The sequence below is a fragment of the Pseudomonas sp. LBUM1652 genome (genome assembly GCF_059716105.1).
This window is the reverse complement of the sequence record NZ_CP166804.1, coordinates 3,809,134-3,830,435: the sequence shown is the minus strand read 5'-3', so window position 1 is coordinate 3,830,435 and position 21,302 is coordinate 3,809,134. Positions and strand designations below refer to the sequence as shown.

The window sequence follows — 21,302 nt, the reverse complement described above, 5'->3', positions numbered from 1 at the left end:
ATGTGCGGATTCTTCAGTGTAGTGAAACCAGTCATTCCTGAAGTCAGGGGGCGGTGCCTGTCAGCACTTTGCGAAACGTCTCCACCAACGGCCGCAAATTGATCCGGTGCCACGCCGCCCACAGCGGTGTAGTAAACGCCAGCCACGGCACCTCGCGCAGCACCACCCCCGGTGGGGCGTTATGGCTCAAACCCTTCTGGATCATGGCAATCCCCAACCCCGACGCCACCAGCCCCAGTGCGGTAAACGGCTCGGTCGCCTGCATCCGCACATCCGGGGTAAAGCCTGCACGGATGCACGCGCTGACGAACTCATCGCTCGCATCCTGCCGTGGCTGCACGCCGATCCATTCCTGATCGGCCAGATCCTCTGGACTCAATGAGGCTTTGCCAGCCAACGGATGCTGTTCCGGCAACGCCAACAGCATCGGATCATCGAGTACCTGAAATCCGAGCAGATCCGGATCGTCATCGGTCGGCGGCTCACTCACCAAGGCAATATCGAGACTACGCTGTCGCAAGCCTTCCAGTTGCTCGGTGGAACTGAGGTTGTACAGCGCGACATGTACGTTCGGCCGGTCCACCCGCAGCACGCGCAAGGCATTGGGCAGGACGCCGGCGTGCATGGCGTTTTCGATGTAGCCGATGCACAACCCGCCTTCTTCGCCCCGGCCCAGTCGCTTGCCGAGGGATTCCAGGCGATTGGCGTGGGTCAGCAGGGCGCGGGTTTCAGCGAGGAAGGTCTGGCCATCGCGGGTCAGACGAATGCGTTGCTGGCTGCGCTCGAACAGCGTCAGGCCCAGGCGCTCTTCGAGCTGGGCGATCTGCCGGCTCAGCGGTGACTGGGAAATATGCAGCCGCTCGGCAGCACGGCCGACGTGCTCTTCCTCGGCGACGGCGACGAAGTAGCGCAATTGGCGAATGTCGATCATGTCAGACCTCTAGGGACTCAAGTGCTGCGCATTATGTCTTGGACGGTCTCGGTGTCGCAATCTAGGATCTGCTCAACGGTCACGCAGACCACGCAACGAATGAGGACAATCCAATGAGCTTGAAAGACAAACTGCCCGGCCAACTGGGCTTCGGCACCGCCCCACTGGGCAACATGTTCCGCGCCATCCCCGAAGCAGAAGCGCAGGCCACCGTGCATGCCGCATGGGATGCCGGTGTGCGCTACTTCGACACCGCGCCGTTCTACGGCTCGGGTTTGTCGGAGATCCGCCTCGGTGAAGCACTGAAACAATACAAGCGCGACGACTATGTGCTGAGCAGCAAAGTCGGCCGGGTGATTCTCGATGAAGTCGAAGACGCCGCTGCCCGCGATCTGGGCGAGAAGAGCGGGGTGTTCGAACACGGTCGCCCGAACAAGATCGTCAACGACTACAGCGCCGACGCGACCCTGCGTTCAATCGAGGACAGCCTCAATCGCCTGCAAACCGACCGTCTCGACATCGTCTGGGTGCACGACATTGCTCAGGACTTCTACGGCGATCAATGGCTGGAATATTTCAATCAGGCCCGCACCGGCGCGTTCAAAGTGCTGACCCGTTTGCGTGAAGAAGGCGTGATCAAGGGCTGGGGCCTGGGCGTGAACAAGGTCGAGCCGTGCGAGTTGACGCTGGATCTGACCGAGGCGCAGCCGGACGGTTTCCTGCTCGCGGGGCGCTACACGCTGCTCGACCACGAACGTCCATTGCAACGCCTGATGGAGGCGGCGCTGGCGCAAAACGTTGAAATCGTCGTTGGCGGCCCTTACAGCTCAGGCATCCTGGCCGGTGGCGCGCACTTCGAATACCAGAAGGCCAACCCTGAAATCGTCGCCCGGGTTGAACAGATCAAACGCATCGCTGCGGCTTACAACGTTGATGTGAAAGCCGCTGCCCTGCAATTTTCGCTGGCTCATCCAGCGGTTGCAGCGGTGATTCCCGGTGCGAGCAAACCGGGTCGCATCGCCGAAGACGTGGCCGCACTGTCGGCGACCATTCCTGCTGGTTTCTGGCAGGCCATGCGTGACGCACAACTGGTGTCCGAACGTGCACCATTGCCAATCGATGAGGTGAAAGCATGAAGATTGATCTGAGTGGAAAACTCGCCATTGTCAGCGGCAGCACCGCTGGTATCGGTTTGGGCATCAGCCAGTCGCTGGCTGAATCCGGCGCTACGGTGGTGGTGATCGGCCGCGACACGGCCAAGGTCGAGCAGGCACTGGCGAGCATTCGCCAGAAGGTGCCTGGCGCCCAGTTGCGCGGTTTGACGGCGGATCTGGGCACCGCCGAAGGCGCGGAGAAACTCTTCGCCGCAGAACCGAAAGCCGACATTCTGGTGAATAACCTCGGCATCTTTAATGACGTCGACTTCTTCGACGCGCCGGACAGCGAGTGGGCGCGCTTCTATGAGGTCAACGTGATTTCCGGTGTGCGTCTGTCGCGGCATTATGTGCCGGCGATGGTCGAGCAGGGCTGGGGCCGGGTGATTTTCCTGTCTTCGGAATCCGGGGTGGCGACGCCGGCCGACATGATCAATTATGGCGTGACCAAAAGCGCCAATCTGGCGGTGTCCCATGGCTTGGCTAAACGTCTGGCTGGCACTGGCGTGACGGTCAATGCGATTCTGCCGGGGCCGACCTTCACCGATGGCCTGGAGGAGATGCTCAAGGACGCCGCTGCCGAGTCCGGCCGCAACCTGCGCGATGAGGCCGATGCCTTTGTGCGCAAGGCGCGTCCGACCTCGATCATCCAGCGCGTGGCCGATGTCGAAGAGGTCGCACATCTGGTGACCTACATCGCTTCACCGCTGTCCTCGGCCACGACCGGCGCCGCCTTGCGGGTCGACGGTGGTGTGGTCGACAGCCTGACAATCTGAATTCCTTACGAGAGACGTTTTTATGGCAACTGCATCCGCAACCATCGACATCCCGGCTTCGGCCGATCAGGTCTGGCAATTGATCGGCGGCTTCAACACGCTGCCGGACTGGCTGCCGTTCATTCCCAACAGCGAACTCAGCGACGGCGGGCGTGTACGCACCCTGCAAACCGCCGATGGTGCCGTGGTGATTGAACGTCTGCAAACGTTCGACAACGCCGCCAGGACCTACAGCTATTCGATTGAACAGGCACCGTTCCCGGCCACCGATTACCTGGCGACGATCAAGGTTGAAGCCCAAGGGCAGGGCGCACGGGTCACGTGGTCGGGGCGTTTCACCGCCAAAGGCGTGAGCGATGAGGAAGTGGTGGCGTTGTTCAGCGGCATCTACCAGGGCGGCCTAGAGGCCCTTCGGGCCAATTACCCGGCCTGAAGAACGCCACAATCCAATGTAGGAGCGAGCCTGCTCGCGATGGCGCATGGTCAGTCGATATCTTCTTTGACTGATACACCGTTATCGCGAGCAGGCTCACTCCTACAGGGATTGCATTCCAAGGTAGCGGTCAGGTGTTGGCGATCAGGCTCTGCCGACAATCCAGCACCAGTTTCGCCCCACCCAAGTCACTGCTGCGCACTTCCAGGCTGAAGCCGTGCAAGCTGACAATCGCCGCGACAATCGACAATCCCAGGCCAAAACCACCTTGCGGCTGCCCGCCCTCGGCACGATAGAAACGCTGGAACACCGCCTCGCGTTCGGCTTCGGGAATCCCCGGGCCTGAGTCGTGTACTTCAATCCGCGTGTGCCCGGCATCATTCACCCCACGCAAAATCACCGTGCCGCCGGCGGGCGTGAATTTGATCGAGTTGCTCAGCAGATTCGCCAAGGCCTCGAACAACAACGCCCGATCACCATTGAGCGGCGGCAAGGTCTCCGGCATGTTCAGTTCGAAGCGCAGCTCGCCTTCCTCGGCCAGCGGCAGGTAAAACTCGTGAAGTTCTTCGAGCAGCAACACGGGGTCCAGTTCGACAAACCCTGAACGGCGCTGACGATCCTCCAGCTCGGAAATCCGCAACAACCCCCGAAACCGCGCCATCAGCGTATCCGCCTCGGCCAGCACCAGATCCAGTTGCGCGGCTTCCTGGGAACCTTCACCGGCCTGTTGCTGCATGCGATATAACTGCGCGCGCAAGCGGGTGAGCGGGGTACGCAGATCATGGGCGATGTTGTCGCAGACGCCTTTGACCTCATTCATCAGGCGCTCGATGCGCTCCAGCATCGCGTTGACGATGGCGGCGAGCATGTCCAGTTCATCGCGGCGGTTGGATAGCGGCAAACGCTGGGTCAGGTCGCCGGCCACAATGGCTTGCGCGCGATCCTGAATCGCACGAATGCGCCGCAACGGGCGGCGCCGCAGCAGGTGCCAACCGGCGATCCCCGGAAGAATGGTCAGCGACACGCCCCAGAACAACGCATGCAAAATGATCCGCGTCACGGCGAACAGCGAGCCGTTATCGCGCAGCAGCACCAGCCAGCGACCATCGCGGGTTTGCGTCGCGACGGCATCGCAGCTGTCGGCGGGCAGGGTCGGATCGTCGGAGTCGGCGCATTCGGAAAGCATGTGGATCTTGCCGTCCAGCGGCAGGCCTTCCGGCAGTTGTTGCAAGGCGCCACCGAGGTAGCGGCCCTCGGCGTCGAACAGACCGTAAGCGTCGATGCCGCGAATATCGAAGGTCATGCTCGCGGCGAGCGCTTCATCGAGTTGCTGGCCGCGAAAGTGCGAAAACAGGTGCTGACGTTGCATCAGCGAATGTTTGGCGAGGTTGTCGAGGTAGCCGGAAACCTCGTAGTACATGACCCCCATGAGGATCGCGCTCCACGCCACGAACAGCGAACTGTACAGCGCCAGCAAGCGGCTGCTGGAGGAGCGCCAGCCGTCAGACGGGTTCGGCAATGACATAACCCGAGCCCCGTACCGTGCGGATCAGCGGAACGTTGCCCGCCGCGTCGATCTTCTTGCGCAAACGGCCGATGTGCACGTCGATCAGGTTGGTGCCGGGGTCGAAGTGATAACCCCAGACTTCTTCGAAAATCATCATCCGCGACAGAATCTGTCCGCTGTTGCGCATCAGGAATTCCAGCAATTTGTATTCGGTCGGCAGCAGCGTCAGCACCTGCTCGGCGCGGCGTGCTTCGTGGCTGATCAGATCCAGCTCAAGATCCGCCACCCGCAACGTCGTCGCTTGAGTGGCGCCGCTGTTCTGCCGGCGCAGCAACACTTCGACCCGCGCGGCCATCTCGTCGGTGGCGAAGGGTTTGGTCAGGTAATCGTCGCCACCGGCACGCAAGCCGCGCACGCGCTCGTCGACATCGGAGAGGGCGCTGATCATCAGGATCGGCGTCGCCACGCCCATGGTGCGCAGGGTGGTGACGATGGCCAGACCATCGAGCTCCGGCAGCATGCGGTCGAGGGTAATCAGGTCGTAGTTGCCGCTCACGGCACGGTCGAGGCCTTCGCGGCCATTGTCGACCCAGTCAACGTCGAGGCCGTGGCTGCTGAGTTCGGCGACGATTTCCCGGGCGGTCACGGCGTCGTCTTCGATGGTCAATATGCGAGTCATAGGGCAGGCCTTGATCGGTTCAAACGGAATGGCAGCATTTTGCCAAGAATTTTCCGCGGCGCTTTAAATTAACTTTCATCTTCGGGCTATGGCACATGCAAATGTCGACGCCTGCTGCAATCGATGCCAATGCATAAAACCCGCTGAAATCGGCTGCACTTTGCAAATTGCAACGTCCTAAGAAGTTCATCTTTTATAACTTGTTGAAATTTAATGACTTATTAATTCTTGGCGAATGGCACGGTCACTGCAATTCATGTTTCGACGAGTTGTAACACCATTTTTCATGCCTGGAGCACTACAACAATGAATAGATCCTCTGATGGGTTTTATCCTGCCTACGAAGGAGAGTCGAGCAACGTCTCAGGCGTGTCCTGGGGGGCGATCTTCGCCGGTGCGGCGGCGGCCGCAGCACTGTCGATGATTTTGGTGCTGCTCGGCTTCGGTTTGGGATTCTCTGCGGTTTCACCATGGGCCGGTGAGGGCATCAGCGCCAAGGGCTTGGGTATTACGACGATTGTCTGGCTGGCGGCGACGCAAATCATTGCTTCCGGTCTGGGTGGCTATATTGCCGGTCGTCTGCGAGTGAAATGGGCGAACATGCACGGTGACGAAGTGTATTTCCGCGACACCGCTCATGGGTTCCTGGCGTGGTGCGTGGCCACACTGGTGACTGCGATTCTGGTGGTCGGCTCGGTCAGCAGCGTGATCAGCGGTGGCGTTCAGGCCGGTGCCAGTGTGGTCGGTGGTGCGGCAAGCGCCGTGACCCAAGCGGCCGGAAATGCAGCGGCAAACACTGACAGCAACCAGTACGGTTATTACATCGACAACCTGTTCCGCGATGACCGTCCAGCTTCTGTCAGTGATGACGCTGCACATGGCGCAGTGGCGCGAATCTTTACCCAAAGCCTGGCCAACGGTCAGCTCAGCGCCGAAGACCGCACCTACCTCGCGCAACTGGTAGCGCAACGTACCAACCTGAGTCAGGCGGACGCTGAGCGTCGTGTCGACGAAGTGTATGCCCGCACCCAGAAAGCCATCGCCGACGCCAAGCTGAAAGCCCAACAAGCTGCCGACACCGCCGCCAAAGTCGCAGCCTTGACCTCGCTGTGGATGTTCATCGCGCTGCTGGCCGGTGCCTTCTTCGCCAGTCTAGCGGCAACCTACGGCGGTCGTCGTCGGGATGCGGTCGAGTACGTTGAAGTCGATACCTACACCACTACCACCACTGTGCCTCCAGTCCGTTAAAAAGGGAGAATCACCATGCGCTCATTACTGCTGTTTTTCCTCGGCATACCGATCCCGATCATTATTCTGATCGCCCTGTTCGTGCACTGATTGCTCTATTGGGGCTTTTGCCTCGGCCGCTACTACCCTCGGGTGGTAGCGGCTTTTTGCTTTCTGCGGGGCCAGCGGCGAGAATCGCCGGCGGCAACGGGTCGGCCGTTGCTCGCACGTTTAAGGATGAATGAGTTGAACAAGCGGGAAATCAAGCGGCAACTAATCGAGATGCTCGACGCCGGCCGGTCCAAGACTGAAACCTTCAACGCGCTGTCCGGTGGCAAGGTCAAGGATCGAGTGTTGGCGGCGTGGATCGGGGGGCGCCCGGACCCGACCCTTAGAAAACGACATTCAGGCAAAGTGACCTTCCTGGTGGTGCTGACGGGCATTCTGGGGCTGATCGGTATGCTGGCTGGATTTGTTCAAATCAACGATGGTGGCATCGCTATGGCTTTGGCCATGATGCTGATTATCGGCGTCATTCCGCTGTTGTTTGCGTGGGGCTTCTACAAGGGGATCGCGGTGGTTTACACGATCTATGTCACTTTCACGATCAGCCAGGTTCCGCGCATGTTTGTAGGCTACAGCGAAGAGCCGGTGTCGACTGTGCTCGGCGTGGTTTTCACGCTGGCTATGATGTTCTACGCCGCCTGGGTCAAATCGCTGCTGTTCCCGGATCTCGCCTTGATTGGCGCGAAAAAGATCAAAGGCCAGTTCGTTTTCTCCAACTGATCGTTTAACAATCCGACTGTTTCACTGGCCTGGATCAATATTTCCGTTAGCGCTATCACCTAACGTAAATGTTCCAGGCCTTTGCTGAGGTATGAACTACAGTGCTTCTCGCGCACCTTGTTGCGCTGACGAAGTACCCGCGCCGGCGCGCTAATCACAGTAAAAAATGCGTCGACGAGGTGTAGTGCAGCAAGGAGCTGACACAACCTCAACTGAATCTTCACGGATGAACACCGCAATGCACTGCCTAGAACGAACCTTCGATATCCAGCCCTTGGCGCAGGCGGATATGACCGTCCACATCAACGGTCAACCGGTCACCGCCGCCATCGGCGAAACCGTCCTCAGCGTTATTCAATCCCTCGGTGTGCGCCAGATTGCACGCAACGATCATGACCAGATCAGCGGCGCCTACTGCGGCATGGGCGTGTGCCAGTGCTGCCTGGTGAAAATCAACGGTCGCCACAAACGCCGCGCCTGCCAGACCGTCGTGCGTGACGGCATGCAGATTGAAACCCAGGTCAACCGCGTCGCCGCGCAGGAGGTTGTATGAGCCTGCAACCGGTAATCGTCGGCGGTGGCCCGGCGGGGATGGCGGCGGCCATCGAACTGGCGCGCCACGGCGTACGTTGTACGCTGCTGGAAGAAGCCTCGCGACTCGGCGGCGTGGTCTATCGCGGGCCGTTGCGCGACGGCGTGCAGCTGGATTATCTGGGGCCGCGTTACTCCGAAGCATTGGGCAAACTGCACGGCGAATTCCAGGAGCAATCCGGACTGATCGACGTGCACCTCAACCATCGCGTAGTCGGCGCCGAAGGCACCCGTGCGCTGGTGGTGCTGGACGGCGACGAGCAACTGCACGAGATCGAGTATCCGCAATTGCTGCTGGCTGCCGGTTGCCACGAACGCAGCGTGCCGTTTCCCGGCTGGACCTTGCCGGGGGTGATTCTGCTTGGCGGCCTGCAACTGCAAATCAAGAGTGGCGTGGTCAAGCCGCAAGGGCCGGTGATCATTGCCGGCACCGGGCCGTTACTGCCGCTGGTGGCGACACAACTGCATGCTTCAGGTGTCAAAGTCGCGGGCGTGTATGAGGCCTGCGCGTTCGGCAAGATCGCCCGCGAAAGCCTCGCGCTGCTGAACAAGCCGCAACTGTTCCTCGATGGCTTGAGCATGCTCGCCTACCTGAAACTGCACGGCATCGCGATGAACTACGGCTGGGGCGTGGTCGAAGCCCACGGTGAGGGCGAACTGAAAAGCGTCAGCGTCGCGCCGTACTCGGCCACCTGGGAGCCGGACCTGTCCCGCGTCGAACGCTTTGAAGCGAAGACGCTAGCGGTCGGTTACGGCTTCATTCCGCGCACGCAACTCAGTCAGCAGATGGGCCTGGATCACGGCTTCAGCGATGACGGCTATCTGCGCGCCAATTCGAACATCTGGCAGCAAAGCAACGAGCCGCATGTGCATCTTGCCGGTGACATGGGCGGGATTCGCGGTGGTGAAGCGGCGATGCTCGCGGGCAAGATCGCGGCGACGTCGATCCTGCTGCAACGTGGTGTGCTTGAAGAGGAGCTGGCGCGGGTACGCCGCGACCGGTATCTGGGCAAACTGAAAGCCATCGTGCGTTTCCGCGCGGCAGTCGATCGCTACACCGAACGCGGCATCGGCCAGACTGCATTGCCGGCCGCCGACACGGTGATCTGCCGTTGCGAACACGCGACCCGCGCCGATATCGACCGGGCGCTGGAGCAAGGCGTGCAAGACATCGCCAGCCTGAAAATGCGTACCCGCGTGAGCATGGGCGATTGCCAGGGTCGCATGTGCGTCGGCTATTGCAGCGACCGTTTGCGCCAGGCCACCGGGCGCAAAGATGTCGGTTGGCTGCGCCCGCGCTTCCCGATTGATCCGATCCCTTTTTCCGCGTTCCAGAATGTCGGCACGGAGGCCGCTTCCCATGAGTAAGTTCTACGACGTGATCATCGCCGGCGGCGGTGTGATCGGGGCGTCCTGCGCCTATCAATTGTCCAAACGCAAAGAGCTCAAGGTTGCACTGATCGACGCCAAGCGCCCGGGCAACGCGACCCGTGCGTCGGCCGGTGGGTTATGGGCGATCGGCGAGTCGGTAGGGCTTGGCTGTGGGGTGATTTTCTTTCGCATGATGTCGGCTAACCGCAAGCGTGAAACCCAAGGCGCGGCGGTGGCGGTGGACGCCAGCACACCGCACATTCTGCCGGAGTCGTTTTTCGATTTCGCCTTGCAATCCAACGCGCTGTACCCGGCGCTGCACCGTGAGTTGAAAGACAACCACGGCATGGATTTCAAGTTCGAAAAGACCGGGCTGAAATTCGTGATTTATGACGACGAGGATCGGCTCTACGCCGAGCACATCGTCGGCTGCATTCCGCATCTGGCCGATCAGGTGCGCTGGCTCGATCAAGCCGCGCTGCGCGAAGCCGAACCGAGCGTCAGCCATGAAGCACGCGGGGCGCTGGAGTTTCTCTGCGATCACCAGGTCAGCCCGTTCCGCCTCGCCGATGCCTACATGGAAGGGGCGCGGCAGAATGGCGTCGACATCTTCGTCAACACCAACGTCACCGGCGTGTTGCACCACGGCACGCGTGTGACCGGCGTACAGACCACCGAGGAGGGCGTGTTCCACTGCAAGACGCTGATCAACGCCGGTGGTGCCTGGGCGGCGGATTTGAGCGAGTGGGCCACCGGCATTCGCATTCCGGTGAAGCCGGTGAAAGGCCAGATTCTGCTGACCGAGCGCATGCCGAAAATCCTCAACGGCTGCCTGACCACCAGCGATTGTTACGTGGCGCAAAAGGACAATGGCGAGATCCTGATTGGCAGCACCACCGAAGACAAAGGTTTCGACGTCACCACCACCTACCCGGAAATCGCCGGGCTGGTGCAGGGCGCGGTGCGTTGTCTGCCGGAGCTCAAAGACGTCAACCTGAAACGCACTTGGGCCGGGTTGCGTCCGGGCTCGCCGGATGAGTTGCCGATCCTCGGGCCGATGCGTGGGGTGGAGGGTTATCTGAATGCCTGCGGGCACTTCCGCACCGGGATTCTGACCTCGGCGATTACCGGCGTGTTGCTGGACAAACTGGTCAACGACGAGCCGTTGCCGCTGGACATCACGCCGTTTCTGGCGGATCGGTTTGAGACTGCCCCGGTCAAGCAGGAACTCGAGCTGGAAATGGCCTGACCTGAGTCCACCACCATCCCCTGTGGGAGCGAGCCTGCTCGCGAAGGCAATCTGTCAGTTGTCGAAGTGTTGGCTGACACAGCACTTTCGCGAGCAGGCTCGCTCCCACATTGGGATTTGAGTAAGACTCAGGCCTTGCGCGATTCCTCTTCCAACTGATCCGACTCAAACAACCGCGCCAGTTCCGCCCGGGCTTCCTGGGCGGTTTGCAGGACTTTGGCGGCGTCATCGTAGACCGCGTGTTGTGCCTCCAGCACCTGTTCGTCGTGGTGTTTGAAGCGCTTGATTCGCGCATCGGCCTGCGCCTGGGTCAGGCCGAGGCCGACCAGCGTGCGCCGGCTCATTTCCAGACTGGAGTAATAAGTCTCACGAATCGCTTCAGCGCCGACATCCACCAAGCGGTGAACGTGCTGACGGTTACGTGCCCGGGCGATGATTTTCATGTGCGGGTAAAGCTTGCGGACAATCTCGGCGGTCTTGATGTTGGTCTCCGGATCATCCGTGGCAATCACAAAATATTCCGCCTCGCCGACCTTGGCCGCATTGAGGATTTCCGGGCGCATCGGGTCACCGTAGAACACCGGCACACCGCCGAAGCTGCGCGACAGTTCGATGGTTTCCACCGAGGTGTCCAGTGCCACGAACTTGATGTTCTGCGCGCGCAGAATACGCGCAACGATCTGGCCCATCCGCCCCATGCCGGCGATCACCACGCGCGGGGCGTCGGTGTCGATCTCGCGGAACTTCTCCGGCACTTCCACCGGTTGCACCTTGGGGCTGACCAGTCGCGCGCAGATCAACAGCAACAATGGCGTCACCGCCATCGAGAGAGTGATGGTCAGCACCAGCAAGTCGTACAAACGCGGTTCGAACAGACCCTGATCGCGACCGATCTTGAACACCACAAAGGCAAACTCACCGCCCGCTGCCAACACGATGCCGAGGCGTATGGCACTGATCTTGTTCAGCCCGCCGGCCAGACGCCCCACCAAAAACAACAGCGGCAGCTTCAAGCCAATCAACAGCAGCGTCAGCCCGAGCACGGTGATCGGCGCACTGAGCAACAGACCGAGATTGGCGCCCATGCCGACGCTGATGAAAAACAGCCCGAGCAGCAGGCCTTTGAACGGTTCGATCTGCGCTTCCAGCTCATGGCGATACTCTGAATCCGCCAGCAGCAAACCGGCCAGAAACGCCCCCAGCGCCATTGACACACCGACCAGATCCATCAACCACGCCGTGCCGATCACCACCAGCAACGCCGTGGCGGTCGACACTTCCGGCAAGCCGGTTTTCGCCACCACGCGGAACACCGGACGCAACAGATAGCGCCCGCCGACCACAACCACGGCAATGCCGCCGAGCACCTGCAAACTGTGACGCACATCGTCAGCGGTGCTGGTGTGGTGATCGACACCCGCGAGCATCGGCACCAGCGCGATCAACGGGATCGCAGCGATGTCCTGGAACAGCAGAATCGCGAAGGCCAGGCGTCCGTGGGGGCTGGTCAGTTCCTTGCGTTCGGCCAGGCTTTGCAGGCCGAATGCGGTGGACGACAGCGCCAGACCGAGGCCCAGCACAATCGCACTGTTCAGCGGCTGCCCGAAGACCGACAACGCCAGCACGCCGATCACCGAGGCGGTCAGCAGCACCTGTGCCAGACCCACGCCAAACACCGATTTGCGCATCACCCACAACCGTCGCGGCGACAGCTCAAGGCCGATGATGAACAGCAGCAACACCACGCCCAACTCAGAGATATGCGCCACGCTCTGCGGATTGCCGATCAGGCCCAGCACCGACGGGCCGATGATGACCCCGGCAAACAGATAACCGAGCACAGCGCCCAGTTGCAGACGTTTGGCCAAGGGCACGGTGAGCACGGCGGCGAACAGAAACACGACAGCGGCTTGTAACAGATTGCCTTCATGGGGCATTGATTGACTCCTGACAGCGGTACGGCGGGGGTGACAAGGATAAGGGCGATCTTCATCGAGCCTGTAATAAAATGCATCAATTGGTTACATTTATAGCCTCAGCGAATCAATCTTTCGAGTCTCCGCCATGGCCATCAACTTCGACCTCAACGACCTGCAAGCCTTTCGCGCGGTGGTCGAGCAGGGCAGTTTTCGCAAGGCCGCCGACACCGTGCGCCTGTCGCAGCCAGCACTGAGCCGGCGCATCGAGAAACTCGAAGACGCCCTCGGCGTGAAGCTGTTCGAACGCACCACGCGCAAGGTCAGCCTGACCCAGGCCGGGCGGGGTTTCATGCCGAGTGTCGAGCGCTTGCTGGATGATCTCGACGTGGCGTTGCTCGGTATCAGCGAAGTAGCTTCGACCCGCTTGGGTCACGTCACGGTCGCCTGCGTACCCTCGGCGGCGTACTACTTCATGCCGCGCGTGGTCGCCCATTACCACCGGCAATTCCCGCGGATCAAAGTCAAAGTGCTCGACTCCAGCGCCCACGATGTATTGAGCGCCGTGGTCAATGGCGAGGCGGATTTCGGTTTGAGTTTTTTGGGCACACAGGATGCCAAAGTCGACTTCGAGCCGCTTGTGCAGGAGTGCTACGTCGTCGCGTGCCGCCGTGATCATCCGTTGGCCGGGCGTAGCAGCGTGACGTGGGACGAGTTTTATCAGCAGGATTACATCTCGCTGGACAAAACCTCGGGCAATCGTTTTTTGCTTGATCAGGCGCTGAGCAGCGTGGTGCCGCAGCGCCAGAGCATCTGCGAAACCCGGCATGTGACGACGATGATTGGTCTGGTGGAGGCGGGGTTGGGTGTGGCAGCTGTGCCGCTGATGGCGCTGCCGGGACCGGATCATCCGATCCTGACGCGCGTGCCGCTGACCGATCCGCAAGTGATGCGCAGTGTCGGCATCATCAAGCGCCGGGGTCGCACATTGACCCCGGCGGCATTGGAGCTGGAGCGGCTGGTGGTGGAAATGAAAGTCCAGCCGCCAACGATCAGCGCTTGACCGAATCCAGCCCGGTAGCCTGCACGTCAGCCTGGGCGGCGGGTGCGGCGAGGTAGGCGAGCAACGCTTTGGCTTCGGCTGGATGCTGCGCGCCGACCGGAATCCCGGCAGCGAAGCGCGTCACTGATTGCACCGATTCCGGAATCTTCGAGACAAAACTCACCCCCGGCACCGGCAACAATTCGCTGACCTGTTGGAAGCCCAATTGATAATCACCGGTGGCGACCACCGAACCCACCGGGATTTTCGCGATCATCTTGGCCTTCGGCTTGAGTTGATCTTCGATCCCGAGTTTCTTGAACAACTGCTCCTCGATGTACACGCCGCTGGCGCTGTCGGAGTAGGCCACCGACTGCGCGTCGAGCAGGGTTTTCTTCAAGGCTTCGACGTTGCTGATGTCTGGCTTCGGCGTGCCTTCGCGCACCACCAGGCCGATCCGCGAATCAGCTAGCTCAACCCGCGAAGCCGGATCGACTTTGCCTTGCTTGATCAGATCGTCGAGGGCGTAGCCGACCATGATCACCACGTCTGCGTGTTCACCGCGTGCGAGACGATTGGGGATCGCCTCCGGTGCCTTGCCCATCGATGGGCCGAGCTGGGTGTCGAGCGTATTGCCCGTCGCGGCGGCGAATTTCGGCCCGAGGATTTTATAGGCAGCAGTGAAGCCGCCCGAGGTCATCACCCGCACCTCTTCGGCGTGCGCCAAAGCGCTGAAAGCCAAAAGGGCGAGGGCGGTGAGGTTGAATAGTTTTTTCATGTTGAAGGCTCCTTATGCCGCAACGGGTTGCAGACGGCCGCCCGCGCGGCGATAGAGGTACAGCGTGGCGAGCAACGCACACAGCGCACCGATGCTCATCCAGTAACCCGGCGCGGCTTTGTCGCCGGTGTACTGGATCAGGAAAGTCGACATTGCTGGCGTGAACCCGCCGAAAATCGCCGTGGCCAGGCTGTAGGCCAGCGAGAAACCCGCGACCCGGACTTCCACCGGCATGATCTCGGTGAGCGCCGGAATCATCGCGCCGTTGTACAGGCCGTAGATAAACGACAGCCACAGCAACGACAGCAACATGTGGCTGAAGCTCGGCGCCTGCACCAGGTACGACAGCGCCGGGTAAGTCGTGGCCAGCGCCAGCAGCGACATGGCGATCAGCACCGGACGACGGCCGATGCGGTCGGACAACATGCCGCCAATCGGCAACCAGAAGAAGTTCGATACACCGACCAACAGGGTCACCAGCAACGCATCGGACGTGCTCAGGTGCAGCACGGTTTTGCCGAAGGTCGGCGCATACACAGTGATCAGGTAGAACGCCGTGGTGGTCAGCGCGACCATCAACATCCCGCCGAGCACCACGCCCCAGTTTTGACCCAACGTGCGGAACACTTCTTTCATGCTCGGACGATGTTTGCGTGCGGCGAACTCTTCGGTTTCCGCCAGATTCCGGCGCAGGAAAAAAATGAACGGCACAATCATGCAACCGACGAAAAACGGAATGCGCCAGCCCCAATCGGCAACCACCTCTGGCGCCATCCACGCATTCAGCGCGTAGCCCAACGCGGCGGCAACGATGATCGCTACTTGTTGGCTGGCCGACTGCCAAGCAGTGAAAAAGCCTTTGCGACCGGGCGTGGCGATCTCGGAGAGGTAAACCGAAACGCCGCCCAGTTCTGCACCGGCCGAGAAGCCTTGCAGCAAGCGCCCGATCAACACCAACGCCGGGGCTAACAAACCGATGGTTTCGTATCCGGGCACCAGCACAATCAATATCGTGCCGCTGGCCATGATCGACAGGGTGACGATCAAACCCTTGCGTCGACCGACGTCATCGATGTACGCACCCAGCACGATGGCCCCCAGCGGACGCATCAAAAAGCCTGCGCCGAACACTGCAAAAGTCATCATCAGGGAGGCGAATTCACTGCTCGCCGGAAAGAACACCGCCGCGATCTGCGTGGCGTAGAAACCGAACAGAAAGAAGTCGAACTGTTCGAGGAAGTTGCCCGAGGTCACCCGGAAAATGGCGCCGGCCCGCGAGCCGCCGTGTGGGATTGAGGCTGTCATAGAAAAGTACTCCACCGCTTTTATGACGTGCGCTACGGGAGGGCGGCGCACGGTTTTTATTGAGGCGGATGGTGGCGCAGGTGTAACAATATGTTAATTGCATTGTTGGCATGGATTGATGTGCAAAGCGGATCAATCCCTTCAGGCAATTGATAAACCTGTGGGAGCCAGCCTGCCTGCGATGGCGGCGTGGCTGACGACGGCTATCTTCTGATCCACACGCGCAAAAACAAGGAATGTTTCCAGATCTCAGCAGTCGGAGTTCAGGTATCAGCCATCTCAAGAGGTTCACCGATGAACAGCAAAACCCTAATCGCCAGCCTGGCCTTCGTCGCCGGCATTGCCGGGATCAGCCCACTTGTTCAAGCGGCGCAAACCTCAAGCGAACCCGCCGTGCAATCCCCGGTCAGCGACCGTGAGCTGAAGGTCAATGACCGTGCTCCCGACGTTTATCAGCGCAGCGAGAAAGCGTTGAAAAACTGGAAGCAGAAAGGCTTGAAAGCACCGGTCGAACAGGCGCAGTGGGTGCAAATCAACGACAAGTACGTGATGGTGATGATCACCAACGGGACGATTGTCGAGATGCAACCGGTCGAGCGTTAAGTCCGCGATTCAAAAGCCTTGCGCCTTTAAATGCGCAGGGCTTTGCCCTCCCAACCGATACTGATTATTCCCACTGCGCTTGGCCTCATACATTGCCAGATCGGCGATGTGCAAAAGCCTGTCCATGGTCGACGCATGATCGGGAAACATCGCGACGCCCAGACTGGTTCCGATGTGGCGCTGGTCGTTGCCGATGCTGATCGGTGGGGACAGTTCGATGAAGATTTTTTGACAGATACTGCGGGCTTCATCCTGCAGGTCAAGGCCCGGCGTCAGTCCTTGCAGTACCACCACGAATTCGTCGCCGCCGATACGCGCGACGGTGTCGGTCGCACGCAGGATGCGTTGCAGGCGTGTGGCGGTGGTGATCAATACGCGGTCGCCAGCGGCGTGACCGTAGCGGTCGTTGATGTTTTTGAACCCGTTGAGATCGACAAACACCAGCGCCACCCGAGTGCTGCTCTGGCGCGCCTGATCCAGCGCTTCCGACAGCCGCTCCTCCAGCACCAGACGATTGGGCAGGCCGGTCAACGGATCGAAATGGGCTAGATGCTGGAGGTAACTGGCGGAGGCTTTTTCTTCAGTGATGTCGCGCACTACGCCCATCATTTTGATCACTGCGTCGTGGTCGTTTTTCACCACATTGCCGGTTTCCCTTAGCCAGCGAATCGTGCCGTCGCGCCAGACCACGCGGTACTCCTCGTCGTGATTTTCCCCGGTTTCCAGGCAGCGCAATTCACCGGCGCGAACCCTGACGCGGTCGTCCGGGTGTACGCAGGAACAGAACAATGCATAGGACGGAGTGATTTCGCCGATCTTGAAGCCAAACATGCCGTAGATCGCGTCCGACCAATACAACCGATCGGTGTCGACCTCCCAGTCCCAGGTGCCGATGCGCGCAAAATACTGGCTGCGCTTGAAGCGCTCGACGTCGCCGTCCTGATGAATGTTCTGGCCATCGGCGGCGCGGGTCAGCAGCTCACGGTACTCGTCGAGCTGGTTGCACAAACCGCGCTCGCGCCAGATTAGCAGGACGATGACGGCAAGCATCACCGTGCCGATTGCAAGACTTATCCAGAGTTGGGTCATTCGGGAGCTGCCGGCATGGCGAAGCGATCCGTGAAGTAATGGCGGTTGGCTATCTTAATAGTTCTGATACGGGTTCGGATACAGCGCCTATCTTCGTAAATGGGTTGCGAACTACCGGCAATTCTGGGAAAACGGCGGCCGGCCGAACATATAGAGTGAATGTCATGAATGATGAACTGCAGGTAATCGATCTTGAGGTGGGCGAGGGCAAAGCCGTCGTCAAAGGCGCGCTGATCACCACCCACTACACCGGCTGGCTGGAAGACGCCACCGAGTTCGATTCTTCCCACAGCCGTGGCAAACCGTTTCAGTGTGTGATCGGTACTGGGCGGGTGATCAAGGGTTGGGATCAGGGACTGATGGGCATGCAGGTCGGTGGTAAACGCAAACTGCTGGTGCCGGCGCATTTGGGATATGGCGAGCGGACGATGGGCAAAATTCCGCCGAATTCGAATCTTGTGTTTGAGATTGAGTTGTTGGAAGTGCTGACACGGGAGGATTGAGGTGGGCGGGGACCGTTTTGGCCCTGAGAGGAGCGAAGCCCCTCATCATTTGGTTGAGCGTGCTGGCGGCGGGTCAGCGTTCTTTCAGGCCCATTGCAGCGGTTGGCCCATCGGGAAGCAGATGTCTACCTCCAGCTTTGCTGCGGCTGACAGATTGACCAGCGCATCCAAAGAGAACTTGTCGATTTTGCCATTGAGTACGTCGTTGAGTCGCGGCTGAGTAATGCCCAAGCGTTGAGCAGCTTCTTTTTGAGGCAGCTCCCACGCTCGAATGGTCTCGCAAAGCGTGCGCATAAGCTTGGCCCGCAGGCGCATATTGGCGGCATCTTGCGGCGTGTCTTCCAGTGCATCCCAGACATTTGAATAGCGCTGGAAGCGCGGATGATGTTCCTTCATGACTTAAGCCTTCCTGGAGTCTGGCTTTCAGATATTCGTGAGCAGAAAGAACGCCTTCGCGAGCAGGCTCGCTCCTACAGTTGATTGCGGTTGAGTACACCGCAGATCAATGTGGGAGCGAGCTTGCTCGCGAAGAACGATCACGCGGTCAATCAGGCCGCGTGGGCCATCTCGGCTAGTGTGTCGGCCACGGTTCTTTGCAGTGATGGGAAGCGGCGTGTCACACGGTGCAGTGCGGGCAGCACGGCGTCGACTTCCAGCTCATCGAGTTGGGCGAGGGCGGTGACGGCGGAGGCGACGATGGTTTCTCGTTCGCTTTCGAAGAGCACCAGGCAGGCATTCTGCGCCCAGCGTCTGTCCCGTTCGTTGAAGCCCATGGCAATCAATGCCGCGACGACCTGTGCATCTGTTTTATGGGTCATGGTCATTGCCTCGGGTCGAGTTTGTCGAGGGCGCGGTTGACCGCGAGTTCGCCGAGCATGACGATTTGCTGGATACCGAGAACGGTGTTGCGGTAGGGCGAGTCGAGCAGGGCGGCGAAGTCGCTGAGCATGACGCTGGCCGAAGCCATGGATTCGCAGGCGTGGGCCATGAGGTCTTCGGTGCCTGTGTTCGGGTCAACGAGGAACATGGTGCTGGGTTTGCGTGGTGGTGAAGGCGGTGTGGGTTTCAGATAGTGATCGAGGGCGCGTTCGGCGGCTTCGTGAAGTTTTCTGGAGCCCGGGGTGGAATAGGGGGACGTTGGATTTGGATCGATTTCCGCGCCTGTTTCAGGCGGATTTGGCGTTATTTTGAACATGTGCTGGGAAACCTCAATGAGGCTGACACCGTTTTGCGACTAAACATTAGGTGGCAGCTATACGCAGGTTAGTCGACCGGCATCCCAAGCTTTACCGGCGCGCTCGAAAGCGCCCTGCGCACAGCCGCCATTGAGTGCAGGCATGGAAATACCCGACTGAATAACAGCTTGCGAACTTGAGATAACACCGAGCGACTAAACCCGATCACTGACCCTTCAGTGACGCGAACCAAGTTACCGGCGACCCCCAAGCCGCACAAGCCGGCGGATTCTGGCGTAGTTGTAGGCAAAGGCGCAAGGCGCTGTAGCCTCATGGCTGATGCCAAAATGATGCTGCGTTTTACCGGGCCTCTTCGCGAGCAGGCTCGCTCCTACAGGGGGAACGCATTCCAAGATGTAGGAGTGAGCCTGCTCGCGATGGGGCCTTCAAAATTCACTCAAGAACTGACCTTCACCCCACGCCCAAACCGCTCCCGATACACCGACGGCGGCACCCCGACCACGCCACGAAACGCCACCCGGAAACTCTCCACCGACCGATAACCACAGCGTTCGGCAATTTGCTCGGTGTGTTGATCCGTACTCTCCAGCAACTCTCGCGCCCGGGCCAGGCGTTCATGCTGCAACCACGCCTTGGGCGACTGACCGCTGGCCTCGCTGAACCGTCGTAAAAAAGTGCGCTGACTCATCGCCGCTTCACTGGCCAGATCGCGCACCTCCAGTGGTTCATGCAAGCGCTCGCGCGCCCACTGCATCACCCGCGACAGGTCATTGCGCGGCGTCGCGCTCACCGGTGTCGGAATGAATTGCGCCTGACCGCCGGTGCGCTGCGGCGACATCACCAGTCGTCGCGCCACCGAATTGGCCACCTGCGTGCCGAAGTCCCGCGCCACCAGATGCAGGCAGGCGTCAATGCCGGCCGCGCTGCCGGCCGAGGTGATCAACTGGCCCGAATCGACATAAAGCACATCGGGATCAACCGCAATCGCCGGAAAGCGTTGCGCCAGTTCAGTGGTGTAACGCCAATGAGTGGTGGCGCCGTGGCCGTCGAGCAGGCCGGTGGCTGCCAGCACAAATACCCCCGAGCAGATCGACAACAGTCGCGCTCCCCGGGCATGGGCCTGGCGCAGTGCGTCGATCAATTCGGGAGGCACCGCAGCATTACGGTCGCGCCAGCCGGGAATGATGATGGTGCGGGCCTCGGCCAGCAGTTCCAAACCGCCATCGGCCAATACCTGAATCCCGCCCATGGCGCGCATCGGCCCTTGATCGACCGCAGCAATCGCATGCTCGTACCAAGGAAAATCGAACTCCGGCCTGGCCAGACCGAAGATCTCCACGGCAATGCCGAACTCGAAAGTACAGAGGCCGTCGTAGGCCAGAATCGCGACCAGATTGGATGATGTGGGCATTTGGCGGAAAATTCCCGGTGAGTGTCTTGTGCGCCACTGTAGCGGCAAGCGGCGGCTCGATAAAGTCTGTCCACACCCATTCAGATGTAGGAGCAATACCCCATGACCAGTCTGGTTCGCGAAATTCCTGCCGCCCCGTCAGCGATTGCCCTGATGCATTTCAGCAACCGTCTGACCTTCGAAACCGATTGTTCCGACGTATTCAGCAGCCAAGAGGCCGGTGAGGTCGACTTTGTGCTGGTCGATGTGCGCGGACCGTTGGCTTTCGAACGTGGCCATGTGCCGGGCGCGATCAATATGCCGGGGCGTTTGCTGACGGCTGAAGCACTGGCGAGTTATCCGAAAACCACGTTGTTCGTGGTCTATTGCGCCGGCCCGCATTGCAACGGTGCCAACAAGGCCGCGGTGAAACTGGCAGCACTGGGTTACCCGGTCAAGGAGATGATCGGCGGCGTGACCGGATGGCTGGACGAAGGGTTTGCGTTGAGCGCTGCGCAATCAGCAAGCGCACCTATTGGATGTGAATGCTGACTGACTTTTCAGGTTTTTTGATCAAAAGCAGGGCTTGTCCTACAGCCTTTGCACCACGACGGCGCACCGATTGACACCGCTCAGCTGGTGCGCCGATCTTCTGTAAGTATTTGTCGCTTAAAAACAATCTGCCCTGTGCGCGCCGCCATAGACTGCCGGCCACTTCGGTTTTTTGCCTGTAAATGGCCATGACCGGACGCTGACTCGAAAGCTGCCAATAAAAG

The 21,302-nt window shown here is 60.1% G+C and carries 23 protein-coding genes; 12 read left to right on the top strand and 11 right to left on the bottom strand.

The features are described 5' to 3' along the window. Positions 1-43: 43 nt before the first annotated feature. On the bottom strand, positions 44-931 hold the full coding sequence (locus ACA069_RS17230) for a LysR substrate-binding domain-containing protein (protein ID WP_497614537.1): 888 nt from the start codon (positions 929-931) through the stop codon (positions 44-46). A gap of 113 nt (positions 932-1,044) precedes the next feature. Here ACA069_RS17230 and ACA069_RS17225 point away from each other — a divergent pair, with 113 nt between their 5' ends. Genes ACA069_RS17225 through ACA069_RS17215 form a run of 3 tightly spaced genes read left to right on the top strand, consistent with a single transcriptional unit; the run spans position 1,045 to position 3,294 of the window. Next, positions 1,045-2,067: an aldo/keto reductase gene (locus ACA069_RS17225; protein WP_497614535.1), complete on the top strand. Its 1,023-nt coding sequence runs from the start codon at positions 1,045-1,047 to the stop codon at positions 2,065-2,067. Continuing rightward, on the top strand, positions 2,064-2,861 hold the full coding sequence (locus ACA069_RS17220; protein ID WP_401267587.1) for an SDR family NAD(P)-dependent oxidoreductase: 798 nt from the start codon (positions 2,064-2,066) through the stop codon (positions 2,859-2,861). Before ACA069_RS17225 ends, ACA069_RS17220 begins: the two co-directional genes overlap by 4 nt. Before the next feature lie 22 nt (positions 2,862-2,883). After that, the gene (locus tag ACA069_RS17215) at positions 2,884-3,294 is read left to right on the top strand and encodes an SRPBCC family protein (protein WP_401267590.1); all 411 of its coding nucleotides are present in this window, start codon (positions 2,884-2,886) and stop codon (positions 3,292-3,294) included. A gap of 130 nt (positions 3,295-3,424) precedes the next feature. Here the strand turns inward: ACA069_RS17215 and ACA069_RS17210 are convergent, their stop codons facing one another. Both ACA069_RS17210 and ACA069_RS17205 read right to left on the bottom strand, forming a co-directional pair. Beyond that, on the bottom strand, positions 3,425-4,819 hold the full coding sequence (locus tag ACA069_RS17210; protein WP_187678399.1) for a sensor histidine kinase: 1,395 nt from the start codon (positions 4,817-4,819) through the stop codon (positions 3,425-3,427). Then, positions 4,797-5,480, bottom strand: coding sequence for a response regulator transcription factor (locus ACA069_RS17205; protein WP_187678398.1), 684 nt, complete (start codon positions 5,478-5,480; stop codon positions 4,797-4,799). The genes ACA069_RS17210 and ACA069_RS17205 overlap by 23 nt, the downstream gene beginning before the upstream one ends. A 306-nt stretch (positions 5,481-5,786) precedes the next feature. Between ACA069_RS17205 and ACA069_RS17200 the strand changes: the two genes are divergently transcribed. From ACA069_RS17200 to hcnC, 5 genes are all read left to right on the top strand, one after another. After that, positions 5,787-6,728 (top strand): hypothetical protein, encoded by a 942-nt coding sequence (locus ACA069_RS17200; RefSeq protein ID WP_187678397.1) that lies wholly within the window; start codon positions 5,787-5,789, stop codon positions 6,726-6,728. A 225-nt stretch (positions 6,729-6,953) separates the two neighbouring features. Then, positions 6,954-7,493, top strand: a complete 540-nt coding sequence (locus ACA069_RS17195) for a hypothetical protein (protein ID WP_401267596.1) — start codon at positions 6,954-6,956, stop codon at positions 7,491-7,493. Positions 7,494-7,731: 238 nt separating this feature from the next. Next, positions 7,732-8,046 (top strand): (2Fe-2S)-binding protein, encoded by a 315-nt coding sequence (locus tag ACA069_RS17190; RefSeq protein WP_095190222.1) that lies wholly within the window; start codon positions 7,732-7,734, stop codon positions 8,044-8,046. After that, positions 8,043-9,452: a cyanide-forming glycine dehydrogenase subunit HcnB gene (gene hcnB / locus ACA069_RS17185; RefSeq protein WP_497614532.1), complete on the top strand. Its 1,410-nt coding sequence runs from the start codon at positions 8,043-8,045 to the stop codon at positions 9,450-9,452. Before ACA069_RS17190 ends, hcnB begins: the two co-directional genes overlap by 4 nt. Continuing rightward, complete coding sequence (gene hcnC / locus ACA069_RS17180; RefSeq protein ID WP_401267603.1) at positions 9,445-10,704, top strand: cyanide-forming glycine dehydrogenase subunit HcnC; 1,260 nt, start codon at positions 9,445-9,447, stop codon at positions 10,702-10,704. The genes hcnB and hcnC overlap by 8 nt, the downstream gene beginning before the upstream one ends. A 128-nt stretch (positions 10,705-10,832) precedes the next feature. Here hcnC and ACA069_RS17175 read toward each other — a convergent pair whose 3' ends face one another. Further along, positions 10,833-12,641: a monovalent cation:proton antiporter-2 (CPA2) family protein gene (locus ACA069_RS17175; protein WP_187678393.1), complete on the bottom strand. Its 1,809-nt coding sequence runs from the start codon at positions 12,639-12,641 to the stop codon at positions 10,833-10,835. A 127-nt stretch (positions 12,642-12,768) separates the two neighbouring features. Between ACA069_RS17175 and ACA069_RS17170 the strand changes: the two genes are divergently transcribed. After that, positions 12,769-13,683, top strand: coding sequence for a LysR family transcriptional regulator (locus tag ACA069_RS17170; RefSeq protein ID WP_187678392.1), 915 nt, complete (start codon positions 12,769-12,771; stop codon positions 13,681-13,683). On the opposite strand, the gene ACA069_RS17165 is transcribed toward ACA069_RS17170, so the two are convergent. Beyond that, positions 13,673-14,440 (bottom strand): substrate-binding domain-containing protein, encoded by a 768-nt coding sequence (locus tag ACA069_RS17165; RefSeq protein ID WP_401267607.1) that lies wholly within the window; start codon positions 14,438-14,440, stop codon positions 13,673-13,675. The two genes, ACA069_RS17170 and ACA069_RS17165, sit on opposite strands and share 11 nt — an antisense overlap. A 12-nt stretch (positions 14,441-14,452) precedes the next feature. After that, positions 14,453-15,745 carry an MFS transporter gene (locus ACA069_RS17160; protein WP_497614529.1) on the bottom strand — a complete coding sequence of 431 codons (1,293 nt, stop codon included), beginning with the start codon at positions 15,743-15,745 and terminating at the stop codon, positions 14,453-14,455. Between the two features lie 294 nt (positions 15,746-16,039). On the opposite strand from ACA069_RS17160, the gene ACA069_RS17155 reads away from it, so the two are divergent. Continuing rightward, positions 16,040-16,348, top strand: a complete 309-nt coding sequence (locus ACA069_RS17155) for an RcnB family protein (protein WP_497614527.1) — start codon at positions 16,040-16,042, stop codon at positions 16,346-16,348. Positions 16,349-16,357: 9 nt separating this feature from the next. Here the strand turns inward: ACA069_RS17155 and ACA069_RS17150 are convergent, their stop codons facing one another. Continuing rightward, positions 16,358-17,437: a diguanylate cyclase domain-containing protein gene (locus ACA069_RS17150; protein WP_497614525.1), complete on the bottom strand. Its 1,080-nt coding sequence runs from the start codon at positions 17,435-17,437 to the stop codon at positions 16,358-16,360. A gap of 164 nt (positions 17,438-17,601) precedes the next feature. On the opposite strand from ACA069_RS17150, the gene ACA069_RS17145 reads away from it, so the two are divergent. Next, positions 17,602-17,940: an FKBP-type peptidyl-prolyl cis-trans isomerase gene (locus tag ACA069_RS17145; protein WP_401267615.1), complete on the top strand. Its 339-nt coding sequence runs from the start codon at positions 17,602-17,604 to the stop codon at positions 17,938-17,940. Positions 17,941-18,024: 84 nt separating this feature from the next. Here the strand turns inward: ACA069_RS17145 and ACA069_RS17140 are convergent, their stop codons facing one another. The 4 genes from ACA069_RS17140 to ftrA form a co-directional block, all read right to left on the bottom strand. Further along, entirely contained in the window at positions 18,025-18,336 is a 312-nt protein-coding gene (locus ACA069_RS17140; RefSeq protein ID WP_497614523.1) for a helix-turn-helix domain-containing protein, read from the bottom strand. Positions 18,337-18,488: 152 nt separating this feature from the next. Then, complete coding sequence (locus ACA069_RS17135) at positions 18,489-18,758, bottom strand: hypothetical protein (RefSeq protein WP_187678384.1); 270 nt, start codon at positions 18,756-18,758, stop codon at positions 18,489-18,491. Between the two features lie 2 nt (positions 18,759-18,760). Next, positions 18,761-19,135 carry a DUF6124 family protein gene (locus ACA069_RS17130; protein WP_497614521.1) on the bottom strand — a complete coding sequence of 125 codons (375 nt, stop codon included), beginning with the start codon at positions 19,133-19,135 and terminating at the stop codon, positions 18,761-18,763. Positions 19,136-19,572: 437 nt separating this feature from the next. Then, the gene (gene ftrA, locus ACA069_RS17125; RefSeq protein WP_497614519.1) at positions 19,573-20,547 is read right to left on the bottom strand and encodes a transcriptional regulator FtrA; all 975 of its coding nucleotides are present in this window, start codon (positions 20,545-20,547) and stop codon (positions 19,573-19,575) included. Positions 20,548-20,649: 102 nt separating this feature from the next. Here ftrA and ACA069_RS17120 point away from each other — a divergent pair, with 102 nt between their 5' ends. Continuing rightward, positions 20,650-21,078 (top strand): rhodanese-like domain-containing protein, encoded by a 429-nt coding sequence (locus ACA069_RS17120; RefSeq protein ID WP_401267624.1) that lies wholly within the window; start codon positions 20,650-20,652, stop codon positions 21,076-21,078. The last annotated feature ends 224 nt before the right edge of the window (positions 21,079-21,302 follow it).

Excerpts from the sequence above, each read along its gene's own strand:
- ftrA (WP_497614519.1), bottom strand. The coding sequence starts at position 20,547 with ATGCCCACATCATCCAATCTGGTCGCGATTCTGGCCTACGACGGCCTC.
- ACA069_RS17145 (WP_401267615.1), top strand. The coding sequence starts at position 17,602 with ATGAATGATGAACTGCAGGTAATCGATCTTGAGGTGGGCGAGGGCAAA.
- ACA069_RS17225 (WP_497614535.1), top strand. The coding sequence starts at position 1,045 with ATGAGCTTGAAAGACAAACTGCCCGGCCAACTGGGCTTCGGCACCGCC.
- ACA069_RS17150 (WP_497614525.1), bottom strand. The coding sequence starts at position 17,437 with ATGACCCAACTCTGGATAAGTCTTGCAATCGGCACGGTGATGCTTGCC.
- ACA069_RS17155 (WP_497614527.1), top strand. The coding sequence starts at position 16,040 with ATGAACAGCAAAACCCTAATCGCCAGCCTGGCCTTCGTCGCCGGCATT.
- hcnC (WP_401267603.1), top strand. The coding sequence starts at position 9,445 with ATGAGTAAGTTCTACGACGTGATCATCGCCGGCGGCGGTGTGATCGGG.
- ACA069_RS17165 (WP_401267607.1), bottom strand. The coding sequence starts at position 14,440 with ATGAAAAAACTATTCAACCTCACCGCCCTCGCCCTTTTGGCTTTCAGC.
- hcnB (WP_497614532.1), top strand. The coding sequence starts at position 8,043 with ATGAGCCTGCAACCGGTAATCGTCGGCGGTGGCCCGGCGGGGATGGCG.
- ACA069_RS17130 (WP_497614521.1), bottom strand. The coding sequence starts at position 19,135 with ATGTTCAAAATAACGCCAAATCCGCCTGAAACAGGCGCGGAAATCGAT.
- ACA069_RS17160 (WP_497614529.1), bottom strand. The coding sequence starts at position 15,745 with ATGACAGCCTCAATCCCACACGGCGGCTCGCGGGCCGGCGCCATTTTC.
- ACA069_RS17190 (WP_095190222.1), top strand. The coding sequence starts at position 7,732 with ATGCACTGCCTAGAACGAACCTTCGATATCCAGCCCTTGGCGCAGGCG.
- ACA069_RS17170 (WP_187678392.1), top strand. The coding sequence starts at position 12,769 with ATGGCCATCAACTTCGACCTCAACGACCTGCAAGCCTTTCGCGCGGTG.
- ACA069_RS17120 (WP_401267624.1), top strand. The coding sequence starts at position 20,650 with ATGACCAGTCTGGTTCGCGAAATTCCTGCCGCCCCGTCAGCGATTGCC.
- ACA069_RS17220 (WP_401267587.1), top strand. The coding sequence starts at position 2,064 with ATGAAGATTGATCTGAGTGGAAAACTCGCCATTGTCAGCGGCAGCACC.
- ACA069_RS17210 (WP_187678399.1), bottom strand. The coding sequence starts at position 4,819 with ATGTCATTGCCGAACCCGTCTGACGGCTGGCGCTCCTCCAGCAGCCGC.
- ACA069_RS17230 (WP_497614537.1), bottom strand. The coding sequence starts at position 931 with ATGATCGACATTCGCCAATTGCGCTACTTCGTCGCCGTCGCCGAGGAA.
- ACA069_RS17205 (WP_187678398.1), bottom strand. The coding sequence starts at position 5,480 with ATGACTCGCATATTGACCATCGAAGACGACGCCGTGACCGCCCGGGAA.
- ACA069_RS17175 (WP_187678393.1), bottom strand. The coding sequence starts at position 12,641 with ATGCCCCATGAAGGCAATCTGTTACAAGCCGCTGTCGTGTTTCTGTTC.
- ACA069_RS17215 (WP_401267590.1), top strand. The coding sequence starts at position 2,884 with ATGGCAACTGCATCCGCAACCATCGACATCCCGGCTTCGGCCGATCAG.
- ACA069_RS17135 (WP_187678384.1), bottom strand. The coding sequence starts at position 18,758 with ATGACCCATAAAACAGATGCACAGGTCGTCGCGGCATTGATTGCCATG.
- ACA069_RS17140 (WP_497614523.1), bottom strand. The coding sequence starts at position 18,336 with ATGAAGGAACATCATCCGCGCTTCCAGCGCTATTCAAATGTCTGGGAT.
- ACA069_RS17200 (WP_187678397.1), top strand. The coding sequence starts at position 5,787 with ATGAATAGATCCTCTGATGGGTTTTATCCTGCCTACGAAGGAGAGTCG.